Here is a 19,760-nt window from a genome sequence, read left to right as displayed (position 1 = left end):
CCGTGGATTTTTTTGGTAAGGAGAAAAAAATGAAATTTCATTTAAGAACAATAATTGTTACTATTTTTTTAATTACAATGATTAGTGGCTGTGCTAAAAAAGAATCACCCACAGCTAAGGCAACTGATCCTAAAGACGCATTAATGTATACATTTGATATGGATAATCATGAGTATCGTTTTCGCCTGTTAAATGGCTGGATAAAGTTTCCTGACAAGGACTCCAAAATAGCATTCTTAGTAGCAAATAAGGATAAAAAGAGTTTTATGACAGCTGGTTTTGAACCTGTAGATAAACGCATGCTATCGCAATATTTAGAAGAGTTTGAAACTAAGTTAAATGATAACGATGCAAAAATTACTGTAGAGCCTAAAAAGACTAAACTTAACGGTTTAGATGCCGTTCATTTGGGTTTTGAATTGAAGGATGCTAAGCAGCGTACATTGACGTATCGTACATATTTGATTGAAACAAAAGATTACTTCATTAATTTGGGTGCTTGGACCAGCGAATCAAAGCCATCATCAGAAATTATCAAAGAACTTGATACAATTTTAGGAACATTTGAACAATTAAAGTAATAAGCAAGTCATCCGCTTTAAGCATTAAACAAAGCGGAGACTTGCTTTTTTAGTTAATGTGCTGTTTCATCCATTGGTAAATATCTGATTCAACTACACTTTTTTCGGTCTCGTTTAAAATTTCGTGTCGTAAATTTGCGTATAAGCGAAGTGTAACATCACCAAAGTAATTGTTACTCAATTCAGATGCTGATTTTCTGGGACCTTTACCGTAATTACCGACAGGATCTTGTTCTCCGCTGATAATCAGAAATGGTAAATCACGGCGAATAGGATCAAACCAATTTTTACATGTGGCTTGATACATTAGGTCAATGAGCGTATAAAAACCGTTGTTTGTAAAAATAAACCCAGTTTTTTCATTCTGATCATAGTTAGTTACATTTGATTCATTTTTTGACAACCATGCATTTTTCGATTGTGGCTTTTTAATTTTTTTATTGAAGGTACCGAAAAAGAGTTTATCAATTGCTGGATTGACAGTTTTAGGAGATAGTGTATTTAACCCTTTTAATAATTTTTGTAGCATTTTTAAATCATTGCGATACGAACTAGAACCCATCAAAATAGCTCCATCAATCTGGTCACTATATTTTTTCAAATAATTGCGTAGGACAAATGATCCCATACTATGACCTAGAATAAATGTTGGAATATCAGGCCATCGGTTTTGGGCATAATTTGTAATTTGATAGGTGTCATTTACGACTGTTTCCGCACTGTCCTCTTCAGAAAAAAATCCGTACAGTGGCTGGTCAAGGTCTACAGAATCTCCATGACCTAAATGATCATGACCAACGACTAAAAATCCTTTGCCAGTCATGTATTCTGCAAATTCATGGTATCGTTCAACATATTCAGCCATGCCGTGTACAATTTGAATGATAGCTGAAGGTTCTTTATTTTCATCTGCTTGCCATATAATACCGTTTAAATCTGTTTTTTTGTCAGTTGACTCTATTACAAAATTTCGTTTCATTATTTAGCTGCCTCCTATTGTCTATCTTAAACTTAATATATAGTATAATCTATTTCGGAAAAATCAACTAGTTATTCACGAATATTCTTTTAAAGAGGTGTCAAGATGGAAGAATTTAAAACACTTTTAGCGGGCCGACGTCTATTGAAACAGGAAATACCGTAAAAATTCTGGCCATTATTAAATTCTAAAGATATTCTTAAAAAAAGAGGTATGACTAAATCAAAGAAAATGGTGCGATGCAATCGCTGTGGTACGTCCCATGTCAAAGAAAAAGTTAAGATTATCAATAAAAAACTATCTTTTTATTATTGTCCAAGATGTATTTCTTTAAATCGAGTAACAAGTTATAATCAACTCTATTTTATGACACAAAAGTCAACCTTAAAACAACACAACCAAAACCATAAAATGGAATGGAGCGGAAAATTAACATCATCACAAGCGAAGATTTCTGGTAATCTACTCACTGCGTATAACCAAAGGCAAAAGAAGCATCTAATTAGTGCAGTAACAGGTGCAGGTAAGACTGAAATATTGTTTGCTTTGATTGAAAGAGTTTTGTCAGAAGGTAAAACAATTGGTGTGGCGTCACCTAGAGTAGATGTTTGTCTTGAATTATATCCTCGTTTTAAGTCTGCTTTTCCAAAAACGGACATTGTCCTGCTTTACGGTCAACAGCCGATATATAATAAATCTTCATTTTTTGTATGCACAACACATCAATTACTGCGTTTCTATAAAATGTTTGATGTGTTGATTGTTGACGAGGTCGATTCGTTTCCTTATGCGGATAGTGAATTCTTAAAGTATGGGACGAAAAAGTCATTAAAACGTCGCGGACTGTTAATCTACCTGACGGCAACACCTACTAAAAGGTTAATGGCAGAGTTCTCCTCTGATAAGCAAGTAAGTTTTTTGTCTAAAAGATTTCATGGTTTTCCTTTACCAGTGCCACAGATAATCTGGTGTAGAGCGATTATGAAAAAGATAGGCTGTGGTAAATTACCTAGTAAACTTTGTAAATTACTTAATAATCAAGATAAACATTTATTAATATTTCTACCAAGTATTAAAAAAATGAAACAGTTTTATAAGTTAATCGCAGTCCAATTTCCTGATAAAAGGATTGCTATGGTTCATGCAGCATCTAACAAGCGTGAAGCAATTGTTCTCTCAATGAGGAATAACCAAATTGATTGGCTATTAACTACAACCATCTTAGAGAGAGGCGTGACTTTTCCAGGTATTGATGTTTTAGTAGTACAAGCCAATCACTCTGTTTTCACAATGTCAACGCTAGTTCAAATATCTGGTCGAGTGGGGCGTTCTCCAGATTATCCGACTGGTAATATTTATTTTGTGCATGATGGAATTAGTCTAGACATGAAACGCGCAAAAAAATTTATTGAATCAATGAATGGAGATGAATCCATATAATGAATCAATGTGTACTTTGTGGTATGCCGATTGTTTACAATCTATCATTAGAACAGCTCTTTAAATTTTGTTCAGGCCCTGATGGAATGATATGTGCAGACTGTCTAACTAAATTCAGTTTAATTGCAGATGATACGAGATGCAGGTGCCAATGCTGCTGCGCAATAACAAAAAAGAACGTTTGTGATGATTGCGTGTTGTGGCTTAAAGATAAAAAGCATCATTTTTTTGGTCATCAAGCACTTTTTGATTATGACGAGATGATGCACGATTATTTTCAGTTTTTTAAATTTAAAGGTGATTATCAATTATCTAGTGCCTTTTCCCAATTGATAGTTGCTGCGATAAAATCATTCGGGCGGCAAGTAATAGTTGTTCCGATTCCTATATCTGACGAGCGTTTAGCAGAACGAGGGTTTAACCAAACGGAATCCATGCTTGATGCTGGTCGAATCATGTATGAACGAATTTTAATAAAAAAAGATCACCACGCGGCACAAAGTGAAAAATGTCGGAAGAAACGTCTGCAATTGAGACAACCATTTGCAATTGAACGACGGTACAAAAAGAAATTATCCGGAAAGACACTACTACTATTTGATGATATTTATACAACCGGTAAGACAGTTCAATTGGCTAGAAATTTATTATATGATAATAAAGCTGATAGAGTGTTTTCGCTTTCATTAGCTAGATAGATGAAAAATATCTAGATATGAAATGGTAAGATATTTGTCATTTGTACGTTTTTTAGTTATAATATAAGTATAAAGAGGCAGTTGGTTGAGTGGTCCTTCTGCTGTACTCTTTGTAAGTAAATTGTAACGACGAAAGGGGCAATTTAGTATGTTTAGATATAATGTTCGCGGTGAAAATATTGAGGTAACTCAAGCAATCAGAGATTACGTGGAAAAAAAAATAAGTAAAATTGAAAAATATTTTACAGATGTTCCTGATTCAACAGTACACGTTAATTTAAAGGTATACTCTGATAAAACTGCTAAGGTTGAGGTTACTATTCCTTTACCATATCTTGTATTACGTGCTGAAGAGACATCACCTGATTTATATGCAAGTGTTGATTTAGTTGTTGATAAATTAGAACGTCAAATTAGAAAATACAAGACTAAAATTAATAGGAAATCTCGACAATCATCTGAAGCTATTGCACCTGCTACGATCTTTGAGGTTGAAACAGAAACAGCAACTATTGAACCGGATTTAGAAATTGTACGTACAAAACGTTTGTCATTAAAACCAATGGACAGTGAAGAAGCTGTTTTACAAATGAATATGCTTGGTCATAACTTCTTTATTTTTGAAGATGCTGAGACAAATGGTATCAGCATTGTTTATAAACGTAAAGACGGAAAATACGGTTTGATTGAAACAAATTAAGATGATCCCTACGAAACCTCATGATAAAATCATGAGGTTTTTTCATTTGAAAATAAGTTTTTTTAATATGAGGTTTAATTTTTTATTGAGTAATGCTAAAATGTATAGGATAACCTCAACCGATACAAAAAATACAAGATTACTTATGAGAGGGTAGGATTTAATTCAATGGCTAATTTTTTAAAAACTTTAATTGAAAATGATAAAAAAGAATTACGAAGACTCGGACACATTGCTGATAAAATTGATAGTTTAGCAGAAGAAATGTCAGTATTAACAGATGATCAAATCAAAGAAAAGACAGAAGAGTTTCGCAATAGATATCGTCAAGGAGAGACACTTGATGATTTACTAGTTGAGGCTTTTGCAGTAGTACGTGAAGGTGCAAAACGTGTGCTAGGTCTATTTCCATATAGGGTCCAATTAATGGGTGGCATTGTGCTGCATGATGGAAATATTCCAGAAATGAAAACAGGTGAAGGTAAGACTTTAACGGCAACAATGCCGGTTTACTTAAATGCTATTTCTGGCGAAGGAGTCCACGTTGTTACAGTAAATGAATATTTATCAACTCGTGATGCAAATGAAATGGGCGAGTTATACAGTTTTCTCGGTCTTACTGTTGGATTAAACTTAAATTCAAAAACAGCTGAGGAAAAACGTGAAGCTTATGCGTGTGATATTACTTATTCTACCAATAATGAATTGGGATTTGATTATTTACGTGATAACATGGTTGTTTATCGCAATCAGATGGTTCAGCGTCCTTTAAATTTTGCTGTTGTTGATGAGGTTGATTCAATCTTAATTGATGAGGCCAGAACGCCTTTGATTATTTCTGGTCAAGCTGAAAAGTCAACAGCTATGTATAATCGAGCGGATAATTTTTGTAAAATTTTAACAGCTGAAGAAGATTATAAAATTGATGTACAATCAAAAACTATCAGTTTGACAGAATCTGGTATTAATAAAGCTGAAAAACATTTCAACCTTGACAATTTATATGATATTTCAAATACATCATTAACTCATTATATTGATCAGTCATTAAGGGCGAATTTTATCATGATTAAAGACATTGACTATGTTGTTCAAGATGGCAAAGTATTAATCGTTGATCAATTTACTGGTCGTATTATGGATGGTCGGCGTTATTCTGATGGATTACACCAAGCAATTGAAGCCAAGGAATCTGTTGAAATCGAAGATGAAACAAAAACATTGGCTAATATTACGTTCCAAAACTATTTCCGTATGTATAAAAAATTATCGGGTATGACAGGTACAGCTAAAACTGAAGAAGAAGAATTTAGAGAAATATATAATATGCAAGTTATTCAAATCCCAACAAACCGTCCGATTGCACGTCTGGATAATCCTGATTTATTGTATCCAACTTTAAAAAGTAAGTTCCATGCAGTTGTGAAAGATATTAAATCTCGTCATGAGATTGGTCAACCAATATTGGTCGGTACAGTTGCAGTCGAAACGTCAGAGTTATTAGCTGACTTGTTGGATCAAGCGGGTATACCTCACGAGGTTTTAAATGCTAAGAATCATTTTAAAGAAGCTGAAATTATCATGAATGCGGGTCAAAAAGGTGCAGTTACAATTGCAACCAACATGGCCGGTCGTGGGACAGATATTCGTTTAGGTCACGGAGTAAAAGATGTTGGCGGCTTATGTGTGATTGGTACAGAACGTCACGAATCTCGTCGTATAGATAACCAATTGCGAGGACGTGCTGGTCGTCAAGGAGATCCTGGCGAAACTCAGTTCTACTTATCTCTGGAAGATGATTTGATGAAACGATTCGGTTCTGAACGAATTAAGGTTTTCTTAGATCGCATGAAATTAGAAGACGAAGATGCAGTGATTCAGAGTCGTATGCTGACTAAACAAGTTGAAGGTGCGCAAAAACGTGTTGAAGGTAATAACTACGATACACGTAAGAACGTCTTGCAATATGATGATGTTATGCGTGAGCAGCGTGAAGTTATTTATCGTCAGCGATATCAAATCATTACAGCAGAAGATGATTTAAAACCGGTATTGCTTGGTATGGTAGAAAGAACAATCAATCAATATGTAGAGGATCATACTCAAGGTGAAAAACCAGAGTGGAACTTACAAGGATTAGTTGATTTTGTTGGCAATGTAATTACACATCCAGATGATATTTCAATAGGTGAATTAGAAAATAAGACACCTGAAGAAATGAAAATCATGATTTATGATAAAGCGAAAAAAGTATATCAAGACAAAGCTGAAATACTGGATAGTCCAGAACAGATCTTAGAGTTCCAAAAAGTAGTTATTTTGCGAGTAGTTGATATGAAGTGGATGGATCATATTGATGCAATGGATCAGTTGCGTGAGTCAATTGGTTTAAGAGCTTATGGACAAAATAATCCGCTTGTTGAATATCAAACAGAAGGCTATCAGATGTTTATCGACATGATAGGAGCTATTGAATTTGAAACGACTCGTTTATTTATGAAAGCCGAAATGAGACAAAATGTTCAGCGTGAACAAGTCACTCCGACTTCTACAATGCGAGAACAAGGTCCAGAAGCAGCATCTGAAGCAGTGCCACAAAAGCCTATCAAAGTTGGAGAGCATATTGGTCGAAATGACCCATGTCCTTGCGGTAGTGGTAAAAAGTATAAAAATTGTCATGGTAAACCAGTATAGATATTATGATATACGACTTAGAATATTCTGAGTCGTATTCATTTTTGAGCGGAGGTACGTAAATTATATGGAGATAAGTGAAAGTAAAGCACAAATAAAAGACTTTGAAGAAACATTAACAAATCTTAGGGGGTCTCTTTGACTTAAATGAGTTAGAGGAACAGGTTGCAGAAGCTGAGTATCAAATGGCACAGCCAGGATTTTGGGACGACTCAGAAAAGGCCCAAGCATTTATTGATGAGTCTAATCAAATTAAGGTACTATATGAGACTTTTAAAACACTCGAAAATAGTTATGAAGAACTAACGGTATTGCTTGAGTTGGTGCTGGAAGAACCTGACGCAGAAATGCAGCAAGACTTAGAACAACAAATAAATGAATTTGCAGAGCAGCTTGACGAGTATGAACTCAGCCAACTACTTGATGGTCCTTACGATAAAAATTATGCTATTCTAGAATTGCATCCAGGTGCTGGAGGAACAGAATCACAGGATTGGGGTAGTATGCTGCTGAGAATGTACATTAGATGGGCAGAACAAAAAGGCTATACAGTGGAAACACTTGATTATTTACCTGGAGATGAAGCGGGTATCAAGAGTGTGACCTTATTAATAAAAGGATTCAATGCATATGGATATTTAAAATCAGAAAAAGGTGTTCATCGTCTTGTCCGTATCTCGCCATTTGATTCTAATAGTCGTCGCCATACCTCGTTCTGTTCAGTTGATGTTATGCCAGAATTACCTGACAACATAGATATTGATATTAAAACAGATGATCTGAAAATTGATACGTATCGTGCAAGCGGTGCTGGAGGCCAGCATATCAATAAAACTGAATCAGCAGTTCGTATTACGCATTTACCGACAGGTGTTGTGGTTGCAAGCCAAGCACAGCGTTCTCAATTAAAGAATAGGGAACAAGCGATGAGTATGTTGAGAGCAAAATTATATCAGTTGGAAGTTGAGAAAAAGGAACAAGAGGCTGCAGAAATAAGGGGGGAACAGAAGGAAATAGGTTGGGGTTCTCAAATTCGTTCATATGTTTTTCATCCGTATTCTATGGTTAAAGATCATCGAACCAATTATGAAGTTGGCAATACTCAATCTGTTATGGATGGAGATATTGACGGGTTTATTGATGCTTATCTTCGTTGGAAATTAAATGATTAAGTAGTAAATGACATGAAATTGTAACGATTTATAAAATAAATTTTGTCCAAGACATGTTATACTATAACCAATTAGGACTGGAATAAATATATCAGGGAGAATCTATACATGATTGAAATGCAAAAAGTAACCAAAAAGTATTCAAATGGTACGACTGCACTGAGAAATGTATCTGTAAACATTAATCAGGGAGAGTTTGTATATGTTGTTGGCCCTAGCGGTGCTGGTAAATCGACATTTATTAAATTAATGTATCGTGAAGAAAGAGCCACTAAAGGTGCACTAAATGTGTGTGGCTATGACTTATTAAAAATAAAGAATCGAAATATACCCTATTTGAGACGTGAAATAGGTATTGTGTTTCAAGATTACAAATTATTAACACATAAAACTGTCTATGAAAATGTCGCATATGCTATGCAGGTAATCGGAAAAAAACCGCGTGAAGTAAAAAAACGTGTCATGGAAGTTTTAGATTTAGTTGGTCTGAAGCATAAAGTACGTGTGTTTCCAAGTGAGTTATCTGGTGGTGAGCAACAACGTGTCGCAATTGCTAGAGCCATCGTAAATACACCAAAAGTATTAATTGCTGATGAACCTACTGGAAACTTGGATCCCGAAAACTCTTGGGAGATTATGGATTTATTAGATCGCATCAATGCACAAGGTACAACGGTTGTAATGGCGACTCATAATAGTATGATTGTAAACTCCATTCGTCATCGTGTACTGGCGATTGAAAATGGTCGTATTACAAGAGACCAAGATGAGGGGGATTATGGGTACGATGATTAGAAATTTTTTTAGACATATTGGCAGCTCACTTAAAAATTTAAAGCGTAACGGTTGGATGACAATTGCTTCTGTTAGTGCGGTTACGGTTACTTTAACACTACTTGGAATTTTTCTAGGTGTTATAATGAATATTAATAAAATTGCCGATGATATTCGTGATAATGTAGATGTTTCAGTTTTTGTTGAGATTGGAACGAATGAAACAGATATTAAAAAACTAGGTGAAGAGTTAAGTAAATTACCCGATGTTGATAAAGTAACTTTTTCAAGTAAACAAAATGAGTATAAAAAATTAACAGATCGATTAGGTGATACATGGAAGCTGTTTGATGGGGATGATAATCCGTTATATGATGTGTACATTGTGACACCTAAAAATACAGAATCAATTCCAGATATTCAAAAATCTGCGAAGGATTTGCCTAATGTTGATAAAGCTGATTATGGTGGCAAAAACTCAGATAAGATCTTTAAAATGTCGAAGAATGTAAAATTATGGGGTGGTATTGCTGCAGTATTCCTATTATTTGTAGCAATGTTCTTGATTTCAAATACAATTCGAATGACAATTATTTCTAGAAAACGAGAAATTCAGATTATGCGATTGGTAGGTGCCAAAAATGGGTACATTAGATGGCCTTTCTTTCTAGAAGGTGCATTTATCGGTGTCTTAGGCTCTATTGTTCCAGTGCTTTTGATTTCTTTCGGCTATTCACAAATTTATTTTATGTTTGCTAAGAACATGATGTCTTATCAATTAATCAATCCGACTCAATTGGTCGTTCAGTTAAATATTTTAATTGCTGTTATTGGGATCGTTATAGGATCAGTAGGTTCCATATTCTCAATGAGACGGTTCTTAAAAATCTAAGGATTGAAAAAATAAATCAAACCTGGAGAAATTATTTCTTCAGGTTGTTTTTACGTCAAGAGCATTTGATGCCAAAATATTTTTTTGAGGAATGTTAAATGTTGACGTCTATTGTAAAATCAATGTAAAAATACTTGCATTTCTTTTCGCTTAATTATATGTTTAGTTTGGTTAGTTTATGCAAATTGTGTTAAATGTAAATTATTCGTAAAATTATTAGGGGGTACACTCGTGAAAAACGTGTTAAAAAGCTTGATGTTAGTGAGTTTAGCATTTCTTTTTGTTGGCTGTAAAGGTGTAGATAATGGAGAATCTATTAATGCGGTCGGATCATCTGCTATGCAGCCGCTAGTAGAGGCTGCAGGTGAACAATACAGCGGTAAAAATATTGGTAAATTTATTAACGTTCAGGGAGGCGGAAGCGGAACTGGGTTAAGTCAAGTTCAATCTGGAGCTGTGGAAATTGGCAACTCGGATTTGTTTGCGGAAGAAAAAGATGGAATAGATAGCAAGGTATTGGTGGATCATCGTGTTGCTGTTGTAGGTCTGACTCCGATAGTTAATAAAGAAGTTGGTATTAAAGATATTTCAATGGATAATCTAAAGAAAATTTTTACTGGAAAAGTAACGAATTGGAAAGAAGTTGGCGGTAAAGATCAAGAAATTGTTTTAATTAATCGTGCCGCTGGGAGCGGAAGTCGCTATACTTTTGAACAATGGGTTTTGAAAGGTGATAAAGCTAAAAATTCTCAAGAACAAGAGTCTACTGGGATGGTCCGGCAAATAGTCAGCACAACACCAGGTGCAATCAGCTATGTGGCGTTTTCTTATGTAACTAAAGATGTCGCTACTCTAACAATTGATGGTGTGGCACCGACTGAGGAAAATGTGATGTCGAATAAATGGGTCATTTGGTCATATGAACACATGTATACTAAGGGCGAACCTAAAGGACTAACTAAAGAATTTTTGAAATACATGGAATCTGATGAAGTACAACATGATATAGTTCCACAACTAGGCTATATTCCAGTTTCAAAAATGAAGGTAGAACGAGATGTTAAAGGGAATGTAATCAGTAATTAAATACCTACAATGGGGAGGATATACAGTTGGAAGATATTCAAAAAAAGTTGTTAAAAAAATCTAAAAAAGCAAAACTTGAGCAATTTGGTAGAACTATCAGTTTTTTAGCTATTTTATTAATCGTTATTGTTGTATTAGCAATTTTTTATTTCGTTGCAAGTAAGGGGCTTGCTACCTTTTTTGTGGATAAAGTAAGCATTAAAGATTTTATCTTAGGCAAGGAGTGGAATCCTGGGTCCAAGGGACCTGATGGACAACCATTGGTGGGTGCATTGCCGATGCTTACAGGATCATTTGTTGTCACATTGTTATCGGCTCTGATTGCAACACCATTTGCCATTGGAGCAGCCGTATTTATGACTGAAATTTCTCCAAAACTAGGTACAAAAATTTTACAGCCGGTAATTGAATTATTAGTTGGTATTCCATCAGTAGTGTATGGATTTATCGGTCTTTCTGTTATTGTACCAGCTGTTAGAAATGTATTTGGTGGCTCTGGATTTGGTATTTTAGCTGGAACTTTTGTTTTATTCGTTATGATCTTACCCACTGTAACTTCGATGACTGTAGATGCTTTGAAGTCTGTACCTAGACACTATCGTGAGGCATCTCTAGCACTTGGCGCAACGCGTTGGCAGACAATATACAAAGTGGTTTTGAGAGCAGCTGTGCCTGGTATTTTAACAGCAGTTGTTTTCGGAATGGCTCGTGCTTTTGGTGAAGCATTAGCGATTCAGATGGTTATTGGTAATGCATCATTAATGCCACATAATTTAATAACTCCAGCTTCGACTTTAACCAGTGTACTAACAATGGGTATTGGTAATACAATTATGGGTACTTTAGAGAATAATGTTTTGTGGTCATTGGCATTATTGTTATTATTAATGTCGCTATTCTTTAATATTATTACTCGTCTAATTGGTAAAAAGGGGGTAATGAAATAAAATGAATCCAAAAAAAGCAGATAAAATTGCAACTGGTATTCTCTATACCATTGCTGCTATAATAATTGCCATTTTAGCGAGTTTGATACTTTATATTTTGGTTCGCGGCGTGCCACATATTTCTTGGGATTTTTTAACAAAACCATCTAAGAGCTTTCAAGCTGGCGGCGGTATCGGTATTCAACTATTTAATTCATTTTACTTACTGATTATTACGATGATTATAAGTATACCTATTTCTTTAGGTGCGGGCATCTATTTATCTGAATACGCACGTAAAAACTGGTTTACTGATGTTATACGGACTGCCATCGAGGTATTAAGTTCATTACCCTCGGTTGTTGTCGGCTTGTTTGGTTTCTTAATTTTCGTTATTCAAGCAGGGTTTGGTTTTTCAATTATTTCAGGTGCATTAGCATTAACGTTCTTTAATTTACCTTTATTAACAAGAAATGTTGAAGAATCTTTAAAAGCCGTTCATTTTACGCAACGTGAGGCGGGATTAGCCCTCGGTTTATCACGTTGGGAAACTGTGACTCGTGTAGTTATACCAGAAGCTCTGCAAGGGATTTTGACAGGTATTATTCTAGGTGCCGGAAGAATTTTTGGTGAAGCTGCAGCTTTAATTTATACAGCTGGACAAAGCGCTCCAGCATTAGATTTTTCAAATTGGAATCCCCTAAGTATTTCAAGTCCTCTTAATATTTTCAGACAGGCTGAAACGTTAGCGGTTCATATATGGAAAGTTAATAGTGAAGGTAACATGCCCGATGGTGCCCAAGTGTCGGCTGGAGCTTCAGCTGTTTTGATTATAGCTGTTCTACTGTTTAACTTTTTAGCACGATTTATTGGCAAGAGATTACACAAGAAAATTACGTCAGCATAGGTAGGTAAATTATATGAAAAAATACAGTTTGGACGATACACATATTATCCGTTTCAATGCTGAAAAAAAGATTGCTTTAGAAACGGAAGACTTACATGTATGGTATGGAGATAATGAAGCAATTAAAGGTGTTAGTTTAGAATTCGAAAAAAATAAAATTACGTCATTAATTGGTCCTTCTGGATGTGGTAAATCAACATACTTGAGATCCTTAAATCGAATGAATGATGAAATTGCCAATACGAATGTGACAGGAAAAATTGTTTATGCTGATACCGACATAAATTCAAAATTTATTGATGTTTTTGAGATGCGTCGACATATTGGTATGGTATTTCAACGACCTAATCCATTTAGTAAATCAATATACGAGAATATTACGTTTGCTTTAAAAAGACATGGATTAAAAGATAAGCAGAAACTTGATGAGATTGTTGAAACAAGTCTTAAACAAGCAGCTTTATGGGATCAAGTTAAAGATAACTTAAATAAAAGTGCATTAGCACTATCTGGTGGTCAACAGCAAAGATTGTGTATAGCTAGAGCTATCGCTGTTAAACCGGATATATTACTTTTAGATGAACCAGCTAGTGCATTAGATCCGATTTCTACAAGTAAGGTAGAAGAAACATTAATCAATCTTAAAGAAAATTATACAATAATTATCGTGACTCATAATATGCAGCAAGCGTCTCGTATCAGTGACTATACAGCTTTCTTCTATATGGGTAAAGCAATCGAATATGATAAAACAAGAAAAATATTTACACGACCAAAAATTCAGGCGACAGAAGATTATGTGTCTGGTCATTTCGGTTAGGGAGGATAATCATGGCAATTATTGAATCAAATGACTTGCATTTGTATTATGGCAAAAATGAAGCATTAAAAGGTATCACAATGGATTTTGATGAAGGTGGAATAACTGCACTAATTGGTCCTTCTGGCTGTGGAAAATCAACATTTTTAAGAACACTGAATCGGATGAATGACTTGATTCCAGATGTAACCATTACTGGAAAAGTAACTTATGACAATAAAGATATTTACAGTCCTAAAATGGATATTGTTTCATTAAGAAAACAAATAGGTATGGTCTTTCAACAACCTAATCCGTTTCCTTTTTCTGTGTATGATAACGTTATTTATGGTTTGAGGCTTGAAGGTAAGCACTCTAAGGAAGAACTGGATCAGATTGTTGAAGAAAGTTTGCAAGCTGCAGCAGTGTGGGACGACGTTAAAGATAAACTAAATAAAAGCGCACTTTCCCTTTCAGGTGGCCAGCAGCAAAGAGTATGTATTGCTCGTGTACTGGCTGTGAAACCTGAAATAATACTGTTGGATGAGCCGACGAGTGCCCTTGATCCGGTCTCCAGCGGAAAAATTGAGAACATGCTATTAGAATTAAAAGATCAGTATACGATGATTATGGTAACCCACAATATGCAGCAAGCATCACGTATTTCCGACAAAACAGCCTTTTTCTTAAACGGCGACTTAATTGAGTATGATAAAACAAAAAAAATATTCTTGAATCCAAGTCAAAAAGAAACAGATGATTATATTTCTGGAAAATTTGGTTAAAAATTTATATTTATAAAGGGGATGGATTTATGTTAAGAACACAATTTGAAGAAGAATTAAACAAGCTGCATACAAAGTTCCACAATATGGGAAATGATGTCAGCACTGCAATTAATAAATCAGTAAAGTCATTTATTGATCATGATAAGAGCTTAGCTAAAGACGTCATCGAAAATGATTCAGCGATTAATCAGCAAGAACAAGATTTAGAAAAGAAAAGTTTTGAAATGATAGCTTTGCAGCAGCCGGTGACGACTGACTTGCGAACTATTGTTACAATTATGAAGGCCAGCAGCGACTTAGAGCGAATGGCGGACCATGCCGTCGCAATTGCAAAATCAACAATTAGAATTAAAGGTAATAAACGAGTATTGGAAATCGAACAAGAAATTTCTGAAATGGCTGATAAAGTTACTAAAATGGTTGATGAGGTTTTAGTTGCCTATGTTAATACCGATGTGGAAAAAGCAGTAGAATTAGCACAACGAGATGAAGAAATAAATAGGTGTTTTAAAAATATTTATCATCATTCGATTCAGGCAATGCAAGAAGATCCAGATACGGTTATCGTTGGAGCGGATTATATGCATGTTGCTGGTTTTCTTGAAAGAATCGGGGATTATGTGACAAATATCTGTGAGTGGATTGTATATTTAAAAACTGGCAAGATTTCAGAATTAGAAGTTAAAATCAGTCCTGAATAAAGTTTAAAGGTCAGAGACAAAGTATTTATATTTAGATGCTTTGTCTTTTTTATTGGTAAAATAGAGAAAAAAATGACTAATAATATAGCTTATCAATCATTTATTGGCTTAAATATTCTGTTCCTTATTTTTCAACATTGAATAAAAATTAGGATCAATGATTTATAAATATGAATATTTTTCACAAAATTTTATGGATTTTTCGTAGTACAGATTGAGGTTGAATTAGTTGGTATTTCTGAAGTTTATATTGATGGAACACATATTGAAGCTTATATAAATAATAAGTAATATGGACCTAAGGAGGATTTGTAATAAATCTGTAATTAACTATCAGACTTAAGTATGATATAGTCTAATAGAATAGAAATAAACGTGTATAGGGGTAAATGAATGAGAGCGAAAAAATCACTAGTATTTACATTTGCAGCGACGTGTTTAGTTACTATGACACATGCTTCCATTGCAAATGCAGAAACAATAGATAAAAAAATTGAGAATGAAGATAAAGTTATAAATAAACTTTCTGATGATAAAGATAATTCTGATCGTAAATTATCAGATATCGATGCAAGTATAATTACATTGACTCAAGAAGCTGATCAATTATTATCAGATAAAGTAACTTTAGAAAAAGAAGCTAATCAGTTAGCTATTGATATTGAAGGATTGCAAAAAGCAATTCAAAAAAGAACTGAAAAAATTGAAGATCAAGTACGTTCAACACAAGTTAATCAAAATGAACAAGACATTGTTAATGTTATCTTGGAATCATCTTCAGTATCAGATGCAATCAGTCGTACTGTTGCTTATACAAAATTAGTAACAGCTAATAATGATATTGTTCAGGAACAGAAAAAAGATCAAGAAGAACTGGCTCAAAAACAAATCGATTTGCAAACAAAGTTAGATGAAATTACTAAAAAAGCAAATGATTTAAAAGCTAATCAAACTAAATTAGAGGCTGAAAAAGATGCACAATTAAAATTAGCTCAAGATATTTTAAAATCTTTAGATTCAGCAAAAGATAAAAAATCTGGATTATTAGCTCAAAAGGCACAAGCTGAGAAAATTGCTGCAGAAAATGCGAAGAAGCAAAAAGAACAAGCTGAAAAAGCAAAACAAGCTAAAGAAGCACAAGAAAAAGCCTTGGCCAAACAACAAGCTGAAGCAAAAGCAACGAAACAGGCTGAAAAACCTTTAGAATCAAACAAACCAGTCTCTGCTAGCAGACCGTCAGGCAATCAAGGAGCAAGCAATAATTCAGAGCCTGCAGCTGATAGTAGTTCTTATGATGAACCAACAGTTATCCCAACAACATCTGGAAGTGGGGGATTCCAACGTCCAATTCCAAATATTACAATTACTAGTGGTTTTGGCGGACGTCCAGACCCAAACGGATTTGCTGGAACGTGGCATGATGGTATCGATATGGCAGGATCATCTGGTCAGCCTATTATGGCATCAAGAGCTGGTACAGTTGTAGAATCAAGTTTCCATCCAAGTGCAGGTAACCACGTTATTATTAAACATGATAATGGTTACTATACTTACTACATGCATTTAAATGCTCCCGGTATCGCTAATGGATCGCAAGTACAAGCTGGTCAGGTAATCGGCGGAATGGGAACAACTGGCAATTCAACTGGTGTTCACTTACATTTTGGTATCAGTACAGGACTATGGAATGGATTTATGGATCCAAGTTCATTCATCGGAATTTAAAAAATGAAGCGATAGTCAATAGCTATCGCTTTTTTTATAGCTTTTTTTTACGATAAAAAGTAGAATGAAAGATGAAGATAAACTTGAAGACGTAAAGGAGGATGACCAATGAGCATCTTAGCAATTGATGTTGGTACAACTAATTTAAAATGTCAAATATTTGAGAATCATCAAATTGTAGATATGGTTTCAGTTCCAATAGAAACTCACTCGGATAATACGGGCAAAGTTTATCAAAACCCAGAAAGGATTCTTATTCAAATAAAAAGAACAGTTCGAGTACTGACGCAAAAGGGTTACGATATTACATCTATTATTTTTTGTACAGCAATGCATAGTATCATGCCGTCTTTTGAATCAGGAATTGATCAGGAATTATTGATATGGCAAGATTCGCAAAGCAGCGAGTTTGTTAAAGAGTTTCGGCAGGACTCATTAGCCCATGAGTTCTATGGTAAGACGGGAACTCCAATTCACGAAATGTCGCCTTTCTCAAAAATTGCTCATTTTCGCAATAAAGGGTGGTTTGCTTCTGTTGATAAATGGATAGGATTGAAAGAATATTTGATGCAAGCTTTTACGGGACACTTAGTGGTCGATTACTCAGTAGCTTCTGCAACAGGAATGTTTAATTTAAAAGAAAAGCGTTGGGATGAGGATGTTTTAACTTTTCTCAATATAGAGTCGACTCAATTGGCATCATTAGTTGATACAGATCAATACTATATTATTAAAGAATCTTTAGCAGATGAGTTATTCATATCCCGTGATGTGAAGGTTTATGTTGGAGCCAGTGATGGCTGTTTAGCCAGTTATGCTAGTTATGTATCCAATGGGACGTCAAATACCTTGACAGTCGGAACCAGTGGCGCTATTCGCAAGCTATCCAAGGAGATAAAATTAGATTCAAAAGGACAAACATTTTGTTACTATTTGACAAAAGATTATTGGGTAGTCGGCGGAGCGACTAATAATGGTGGTCAAGTTTTAGAGTGGGCAGATAAGATATTTTATGATAATAACAGCTTGTATGAAAAACTAGCAGATATCGTCTATACATCACCAATCGGTAGTCGTGGAATTTCTTTCTTACCATTTTTGTCAGGTGAACGTGCACCTTTATGGGATTCTTCAGCAATGGCTTCTTTTCAAGGGGTAAAGAAATATCATTCAAAAGAAGATCTAACTCGTGCGATTGTTGAAGGTGTTTTATTTAACTTATTTTATATAGCAGAATTGATTGATTTAGATATCAGAGATCTATCTATCAACGGCGGCTTCTTTCAAAATGATGTTTTAGCAATTATGACTGCAGATATTTTTGGGAAGACGTGCATTCAATCAGAGTACTCTGAGGCAGCATTTGGTGCCGTGAGTTTAATCGAACCACCGACAGCTAATCAAATGACTGAACAAAAAAGGATATTTTATAATGAAGATAACCATAAAAGATACATGCAATATTACGATGTATATAAAAAAAGATTAGCAGAATTTTAACGTGATTTTGATGAATATCATTTGCAGTTTCATGTTATGATATAAAAGTATTTTTTTATATGTGGTTAGAAAGGGACTAATTTAATTATGATAGAACGTTATACACGACCTGAAATGGGTAAAATTTGGACAGATGAAAATCGTTATGATGCGTGGCTTGAAGTAGAGATTTTAGCAGATGAAGCGTGGGCATCTTTAGGTGAGATTCCTCAAGAAGATGTAAAAAAAATACGGGAAAATGCTAGTTTCGATATTGCTAGAATTCTAGAAATTGAACAAGAAACACGCCATGATGTCGTTGCTTTTACACGGGCTGTATCAGAAAGTCTAGGCGACGAACGTAAATGGGTTCATTACGGTTTAACTAGTACAGACGTGGTGGATACTGCGTATGGATATCTTTTAAAACAAGCTAACGATATTTTAAGAAAAGATTTAGCAAACTTTTTAGAAATTATTGGTAGAAAAGCTGAGGAACACAAGTATACTGTCATGATGGGGCGTACACACGGCGTACATGCAGAACCGACAACTTTTGGTTTAAAATTGGCTCTTTGGTATTCTGAGGTGAAACGAAATATAGAACGCTTTGATGAAGCAGCTAAAGGTGTTGAAGCGGGTAAAATCAGTGGAGCTGTAGGGACTTTTGCTAACACTCCACCAGCAGTTGAAGCATATGTCTGCGATAAATTGGGTATTCGAGCACAAGAAATATCTACTCAAGTTTTGCCTCGTGATTTACATGCTGAATATATGGCTACAATTGCTTTAATAGGAACAAGTATCGAAAAATTTGCGACTGAAATTCGTGGGTTACAAAAATCTGAAACGCGTGAAGTTGAAGAATTCTTTGCTAAAGGTCAGAAAGGTTCGTCTGCAATGCCACATAAACGAAATCCAATCGGTTCTGAGAATATGTCTGGATTAGCACGTGTTTTACGCGGTTATATGATAACAGCATATGAAAATGTAACGCTATGGCATGAACGTGATATTTCTCACTCATCAGCTGAACGTATTATTATTCCTGATGCCACTATTTTATTAAACTATATGTTGAATCGTTTTGGAAATATTGTAAAAAACTTGACTGTTTTTCCAGATAATATGAAACGTAATATGAACGCTACTTTTGGTTTGATTTATAGTCAACGTGTTTTATTGAAGTTGATTGATCATGGCATGAGCCGTGAAGAAGCTTATGATTTAGTTCAACCGAAAACAGCTTATGCTTGGGACAATCAAATAGCATTTCGACCATTACTTGAAGCAGATGAAAAGATTATGTCGGTATTAACTATGGCTGATATTGATGATGCCTTTGACTATAATTATCATCTGAAAGCAGTAGATACAATTTTTAATCGGGTTGGTTTAAAATAAATAAAAGAGTAGAAC

General features: G+C 34.8%; 17 protein-coding genes and 2 pseudogenes. 18 read left to right on the top strand and 1 reads right to left on the bottom strand.

Going from position 1 to position 19,760, the window contains the following annotated elements; genetic code table 11:
- Nucleotides 1-29: 29 nt before the first annotated feature.
- The gene (locus tag CBF37_RS02475) at nucleotides 30-581 is read left to right on the top strand and encodes a hypothetical protein (RefSeq protein ID WP_125983133.1); all 552 of its coding nucleotides are present in this window, start codon (nucleotides 30-32) and stop codon (nucleotides 579-581) included.
- 49 nt (nucleotides 582-630) lie between these two features.
- Here CBF37_RS02475 and CBF37_RS02470 read toward each other — a convergent pair whose 3' ends face one another.
- The gene (locus CBF37_RS02470) at nucleotides 631-1,560 is read right to left on the bottom strand and encodes an alpha/beta fold hydrolase (protein WP_125983132.1); all 930 of its coding nucleotides are present in this window, start codon (nucleotides 1,558-1,560) and stop codon (nucleotides 631-633) included.
- A gap of 213 nt (nucleotides 1,561-1,773) precedes the next feature.
- On the opposite strand from CBF37_RS02470, the gene CBF37_RS02465 reads away from it, so the two are divergent.
- The 17 genes and pseudogenes from CBF37_RS02465 to purB all read left to right on the top strand — a co-directional run bounded on the left by CBF37_RS02465 (nucleotide 1,774) and on the right by purB (nucleotide 19,745).
- Nucleotides 1,774-3,000 carry an ATP-dependent helicase ComFA gene (locus tag CBF37_RS02465; RefSeq protein WP_125983131.1) on the top strand — a complete coding sequence of 409 codons (1,227 nt, stop codon included), beginning with the start codon at nucleotides 1,774-1,776 and terminating at the stop codon, nucleotides 2,998-3,000.
- Nucleotides 3,000-3,698, top strand: a complete 699-nt coding sequence (locus tag CBF37_RS02460) for a ComF family protein (protein WP_125983130.1) — start codon at nucleotides 3,000-3,002, stop codon at nucleotides 3,696-3,698. Before CBF37_RS02465 ends, CBF37_RS02460 begins: the two co-directional genes overlap by 1 nt.
- Nucleotides 3,699-3,846: 148 nt before the next feature.
- Complete coding sequence (gene hpf, locus CBF37_RS02455) at nucleotides 3,847-4,398, top strand: ribosome hibernation-promoting factor, HPF/YfiA family (RefSeq protein WP_125983129.1); 552 nt, start codon at nucleotides 3,847-3,849, stop codon at nucleotides 4,396-4,398.
- 168 nt (nucleotides 4,399-4,566) lie between these two features.
- A pseudogene (secA, locus tag CBF37_RS02450) lies at nucleotides 4,567-6,942 on the top strand (preprotein translocase subunit SecA); the annotation flags it as partial.
- Between the two features lie 78 nt (nucleotides 6,943-7,020).
- Nucleotides 7,021-7,092 (top strand): annotated as a pseudogene (locus tag CBF37_RS11950) (SEC-C metal-binding domain-containing protein); the annotation flags it as partial.
- 67 nt (nucleotides 7,093-7,159) lie between these two features.
- Nucleotides 7,160-8,264, top strand: a protein-coding gene (gene prfB, locus CBF37_RS02445; RefSeq protein ID WP_206168027.1) for a peptide chain release factor 2 whose coding sequence is annotated in 2 segments (ribosomal slippage) — nucleotides 7,160-7,231 and nucleotides 7,233-8,264 — 1,104 coding nt in all. Because the reading frame shifts where the segments join, the coding sequence is not laid out codon by codon here.
- 108 nt (nucleotides 8,265-8,372) lie between these two features.
- On the top strand, nucleotides 8,373-9,059 hold the full coding sequence (gene ftsE / locus CBF37_RS02440) for a cell division ATP-binding protein FtsE (protein WP_125983126.1): 687 nt from the start codon (nucleotides 8,373-8,375) through the stop codon (nucleotides 9,057-9,059).
- Complete coding sequence (ftsX, locus tag CBF37_RS02435) at nucleotides 9,052-9,930, top strand: permease-like cell division protein FtsX (protein WP_125983125.1); 879 nt, start codon at nucleotides 9,052-9,054, stop codon at nucleotides 9,928-9,930. Before ftsE ends, ftsX begins: the two co-directional genes overlap by 8 nt.
- A 255-nt stretch (nucleotides 9,931-10,185) precedes the next feature.
- The gene (locus CBF37_RS02430) at nucleotides 10,186-11,016 is read left to right on the top strand and encodes a phosphate ABC transporter substrate-binding protein PstS family protein (protein WP_125983252.1); all 831 of its coding nucleotides are present in this window, start codon (nucleotides 10,186-10,188) and stop codon (nucleotides 11,014-11,016) included.
- 26 nt (nucleotides 11,017-11,042) lie between these two features.
- Nucleotides 11,043-11,963 carry a phosphate ABC transporter permease subunit PstC gene (gene pstC, locus CBF37_RS02425; protein WP_125983124.1) on the top strand — a complete coding sequence of 307 codons (921 nt, stop codon included), beginning with the start codon at nucleotides 11,043-11,045 and terminating at the stop codon, nucleotides 11,961-11,963.
- A gap of 1 nt (nucleotide 11,964) precedes the next feature.
- Complete coding sequence (gene pstA / locus CBF37_RS02420; RefSeq protein WP_125983123.1) at nucleotides 11,965-12,849, top strand: phosphate ABC transporter permease PstA; 885 nt, start codon at nucleotides 11,965-11,967, stop codon at nucleotides 12,847-12,849.
- A gap of 13 nt (nucleotides 12,850-12,862) precedes the next feature.
- Nucleotides 12,863-13,669 carry a phosphate ABC transporter ATP-binding protein PstB gene (gene pstB / locus CBF37_RS02415; protein ID WP_125983122.1) on the top strand — a complete coding sequence of 269 codons (807 nt, stop codon included), beginning with the start codon at nucleotides 12,863-12,865 and terminating at the stop codon, nucleotides 13,667-13,669.
- Between the two features lie 11 nt (nucleotides 13,670-13,680).
- Nucleotides 13,681-14,433, top strand: coding sequence for a phosphate ABC transporter ATP-binding protein PstB (pstB, locus tag CBF37_RS02410; protein WP_125983121.1), 753 nt, complete (start codon nucleotides 13,681-13,683; stop codon nucleotides 14,431-14,433).
- 29 nt (nucleotides 14,434-14,462) lie between these two features.
- Entirely contained in the window at nucleotides 14,463-15,137 is a 675-nt protein-coding gene (phoU, locus tag CBF37_RS02405) for a phosphate signaling complex protein PhoU (RefSeq protein ID WP_125983120.1), read from the top strand.
- Between the two features lie 393 nt (nucleotides 15,138-15,530).
- On the top strand, nucleotides 15,531-16,862 hold the full coding sequence (locus CBF37_RS02400) for a murein hydrolase activator EnvC family protein (protein ID WP_125983119.1): 1,332 nt from the start codon (nucleotides 15,531-15,533) through the stop codon (nucleotides 16,860-16,862).
- Between the two features lie 108 nt (nucleotides 16,863-16,970).
- Complete coding sequence (locus CBF37_RS02395; protein WP_125983118.1) at nucleotides 16,971-18,362, top strand: gluconokinase; 1,392 nt, start codon at nucleotides 16,971-16,973, stop codon at nucleotides 18,360-18,362.
- An 87-nt stretch (nucleotides 18,363-18,449) separates the two neighbouring features.
- Nucleotides 18,450-19,745, top strand: coding sequence for an adenylosuccinate lyase (purB, locus tag CBF37_RS02390; protein WP_125983117.1), 1,296 nt, complete (start codon nucleotides 18,450-18,452; stop codon nucleotides 19,743-19,745).
- Nucleotides 19,746-19,760: the final 15 nt, after the last annotated feature.

It is taken from the genome of Vagococcus vulneris, from assembly GCF_003950515.1.
Classification (GTDB): domain Bacteria; phylum Bacillota; class Bacilli; order Lactobacillales; family Vagococcaceae; genus Vagococcus; species Vagococcus vulneris.
Note: the sequence above shows the minus strand (reverse complement) of the source record. Positions and strands in the feature narration are given on the sequence as shown.

Excerpts from the sequence above, each read along its gene's own strand:
- pstA (WP_125983123.1), top strand. The coding sequence starts at position 11,965 with ATGAATCCAAAAAAAGCAGATAAAATTGCAACTGGTATTCTCTATACC.
- hpf (WP_125983129.1), top strand. The coding sequence starts at position 3,847 with ATGTTTAGATATAATGTTCGCGGTGAAAATATTGAGGTAACTCAAGCA.
- phoU (WP_125983120.1), top strand. The coding sequence starts at position 14,463 with ATGTTAAGAACACAATTTGAAGAAGAATTAAACAAGCTGCATACAAAG.
- CBF37_RS02395 (WP_125983118.1), top strand. The coding sequence starts at position 16,971 with ATGAGCATCTTAGCAATTGATGTTGGTACAACTAATTTAAAATGTCAA.
- CBF37_RS02460 (WP_125983130.1), top strand. The coding sequence starts at position 3,000 with ATGAATCAATGTGTACTTTGTGGTATGCCGATTGTTTACAATCTATCA.
- CBF37_RS02400 (WP_125983119.1), top strand. The coding sequence starts at position 15,531 with ATGAGAGCGAAAAAATCACTAGTATTTACATTTGCAGCGACGTGTTTA.
- pstB (WP_125983122.1), top strand. The coding sequence starts at position 12,863 with ATGAAAAAATACAGTTTGGACGATACACATATTATCCGTTTCAATGCT.
- CBF37_RS02465 (WP_125983131.1), top strand. The coding sequence starts at position 1,774 with ATGACTAAATCAAAGAAAATGGTGCGATGCAATCGCTGTGGTACGTCC.
- ftsX (WP_125983125.1), top strand. The coding sequence starts at position 9,052 with ATGATTAGAAATTTTTTTAGACATATTGGCAGCTCACTTAAAAATTTA.
- CBF37_RS02470 (WP_125983132.1), bottom strand. The coding sequence starts at position 1,560 with ATGAAACGAAATTTTGTAATAGAGTCAACTGACAAAAAAACAGATTTA.
- purB (WP_125983117.1), top strand. The coding sequence starts at position 18,450 with ATGATAGAACGTTATACACGACCTGAAATGGGTAAAATTTGGACAGAT.
- ftsE (WP_125983126.1), top strand. The coding sequence starts at position 8,373 with ATGATTGAAATGCAAAAAGTAACCAAAAAGTATTCAAATGGTACGACT.
- pstB (WP_125983121.1), top strand. The coding sequence starts at position 13,681 with ATGGCAATTATTGAATCAAATGACTTGCATTTGTATTATGGCAAAAAT.
- CBF37_RS02475 (WP_125983133.1), top strand. The coding sequence starts at position 30 with ATGAAATTTCATTTAAGAACAATAATTGTTACTATTTTTTTAATTACA.
- CBF37_RS02430 (WP_125983252.1), top strand. The coding sequence starts at position 10,186 with ATGTTAGTGAGTTTAGCATTTCTTTTTGTTGGCTGTAAAGGTGTAGAT.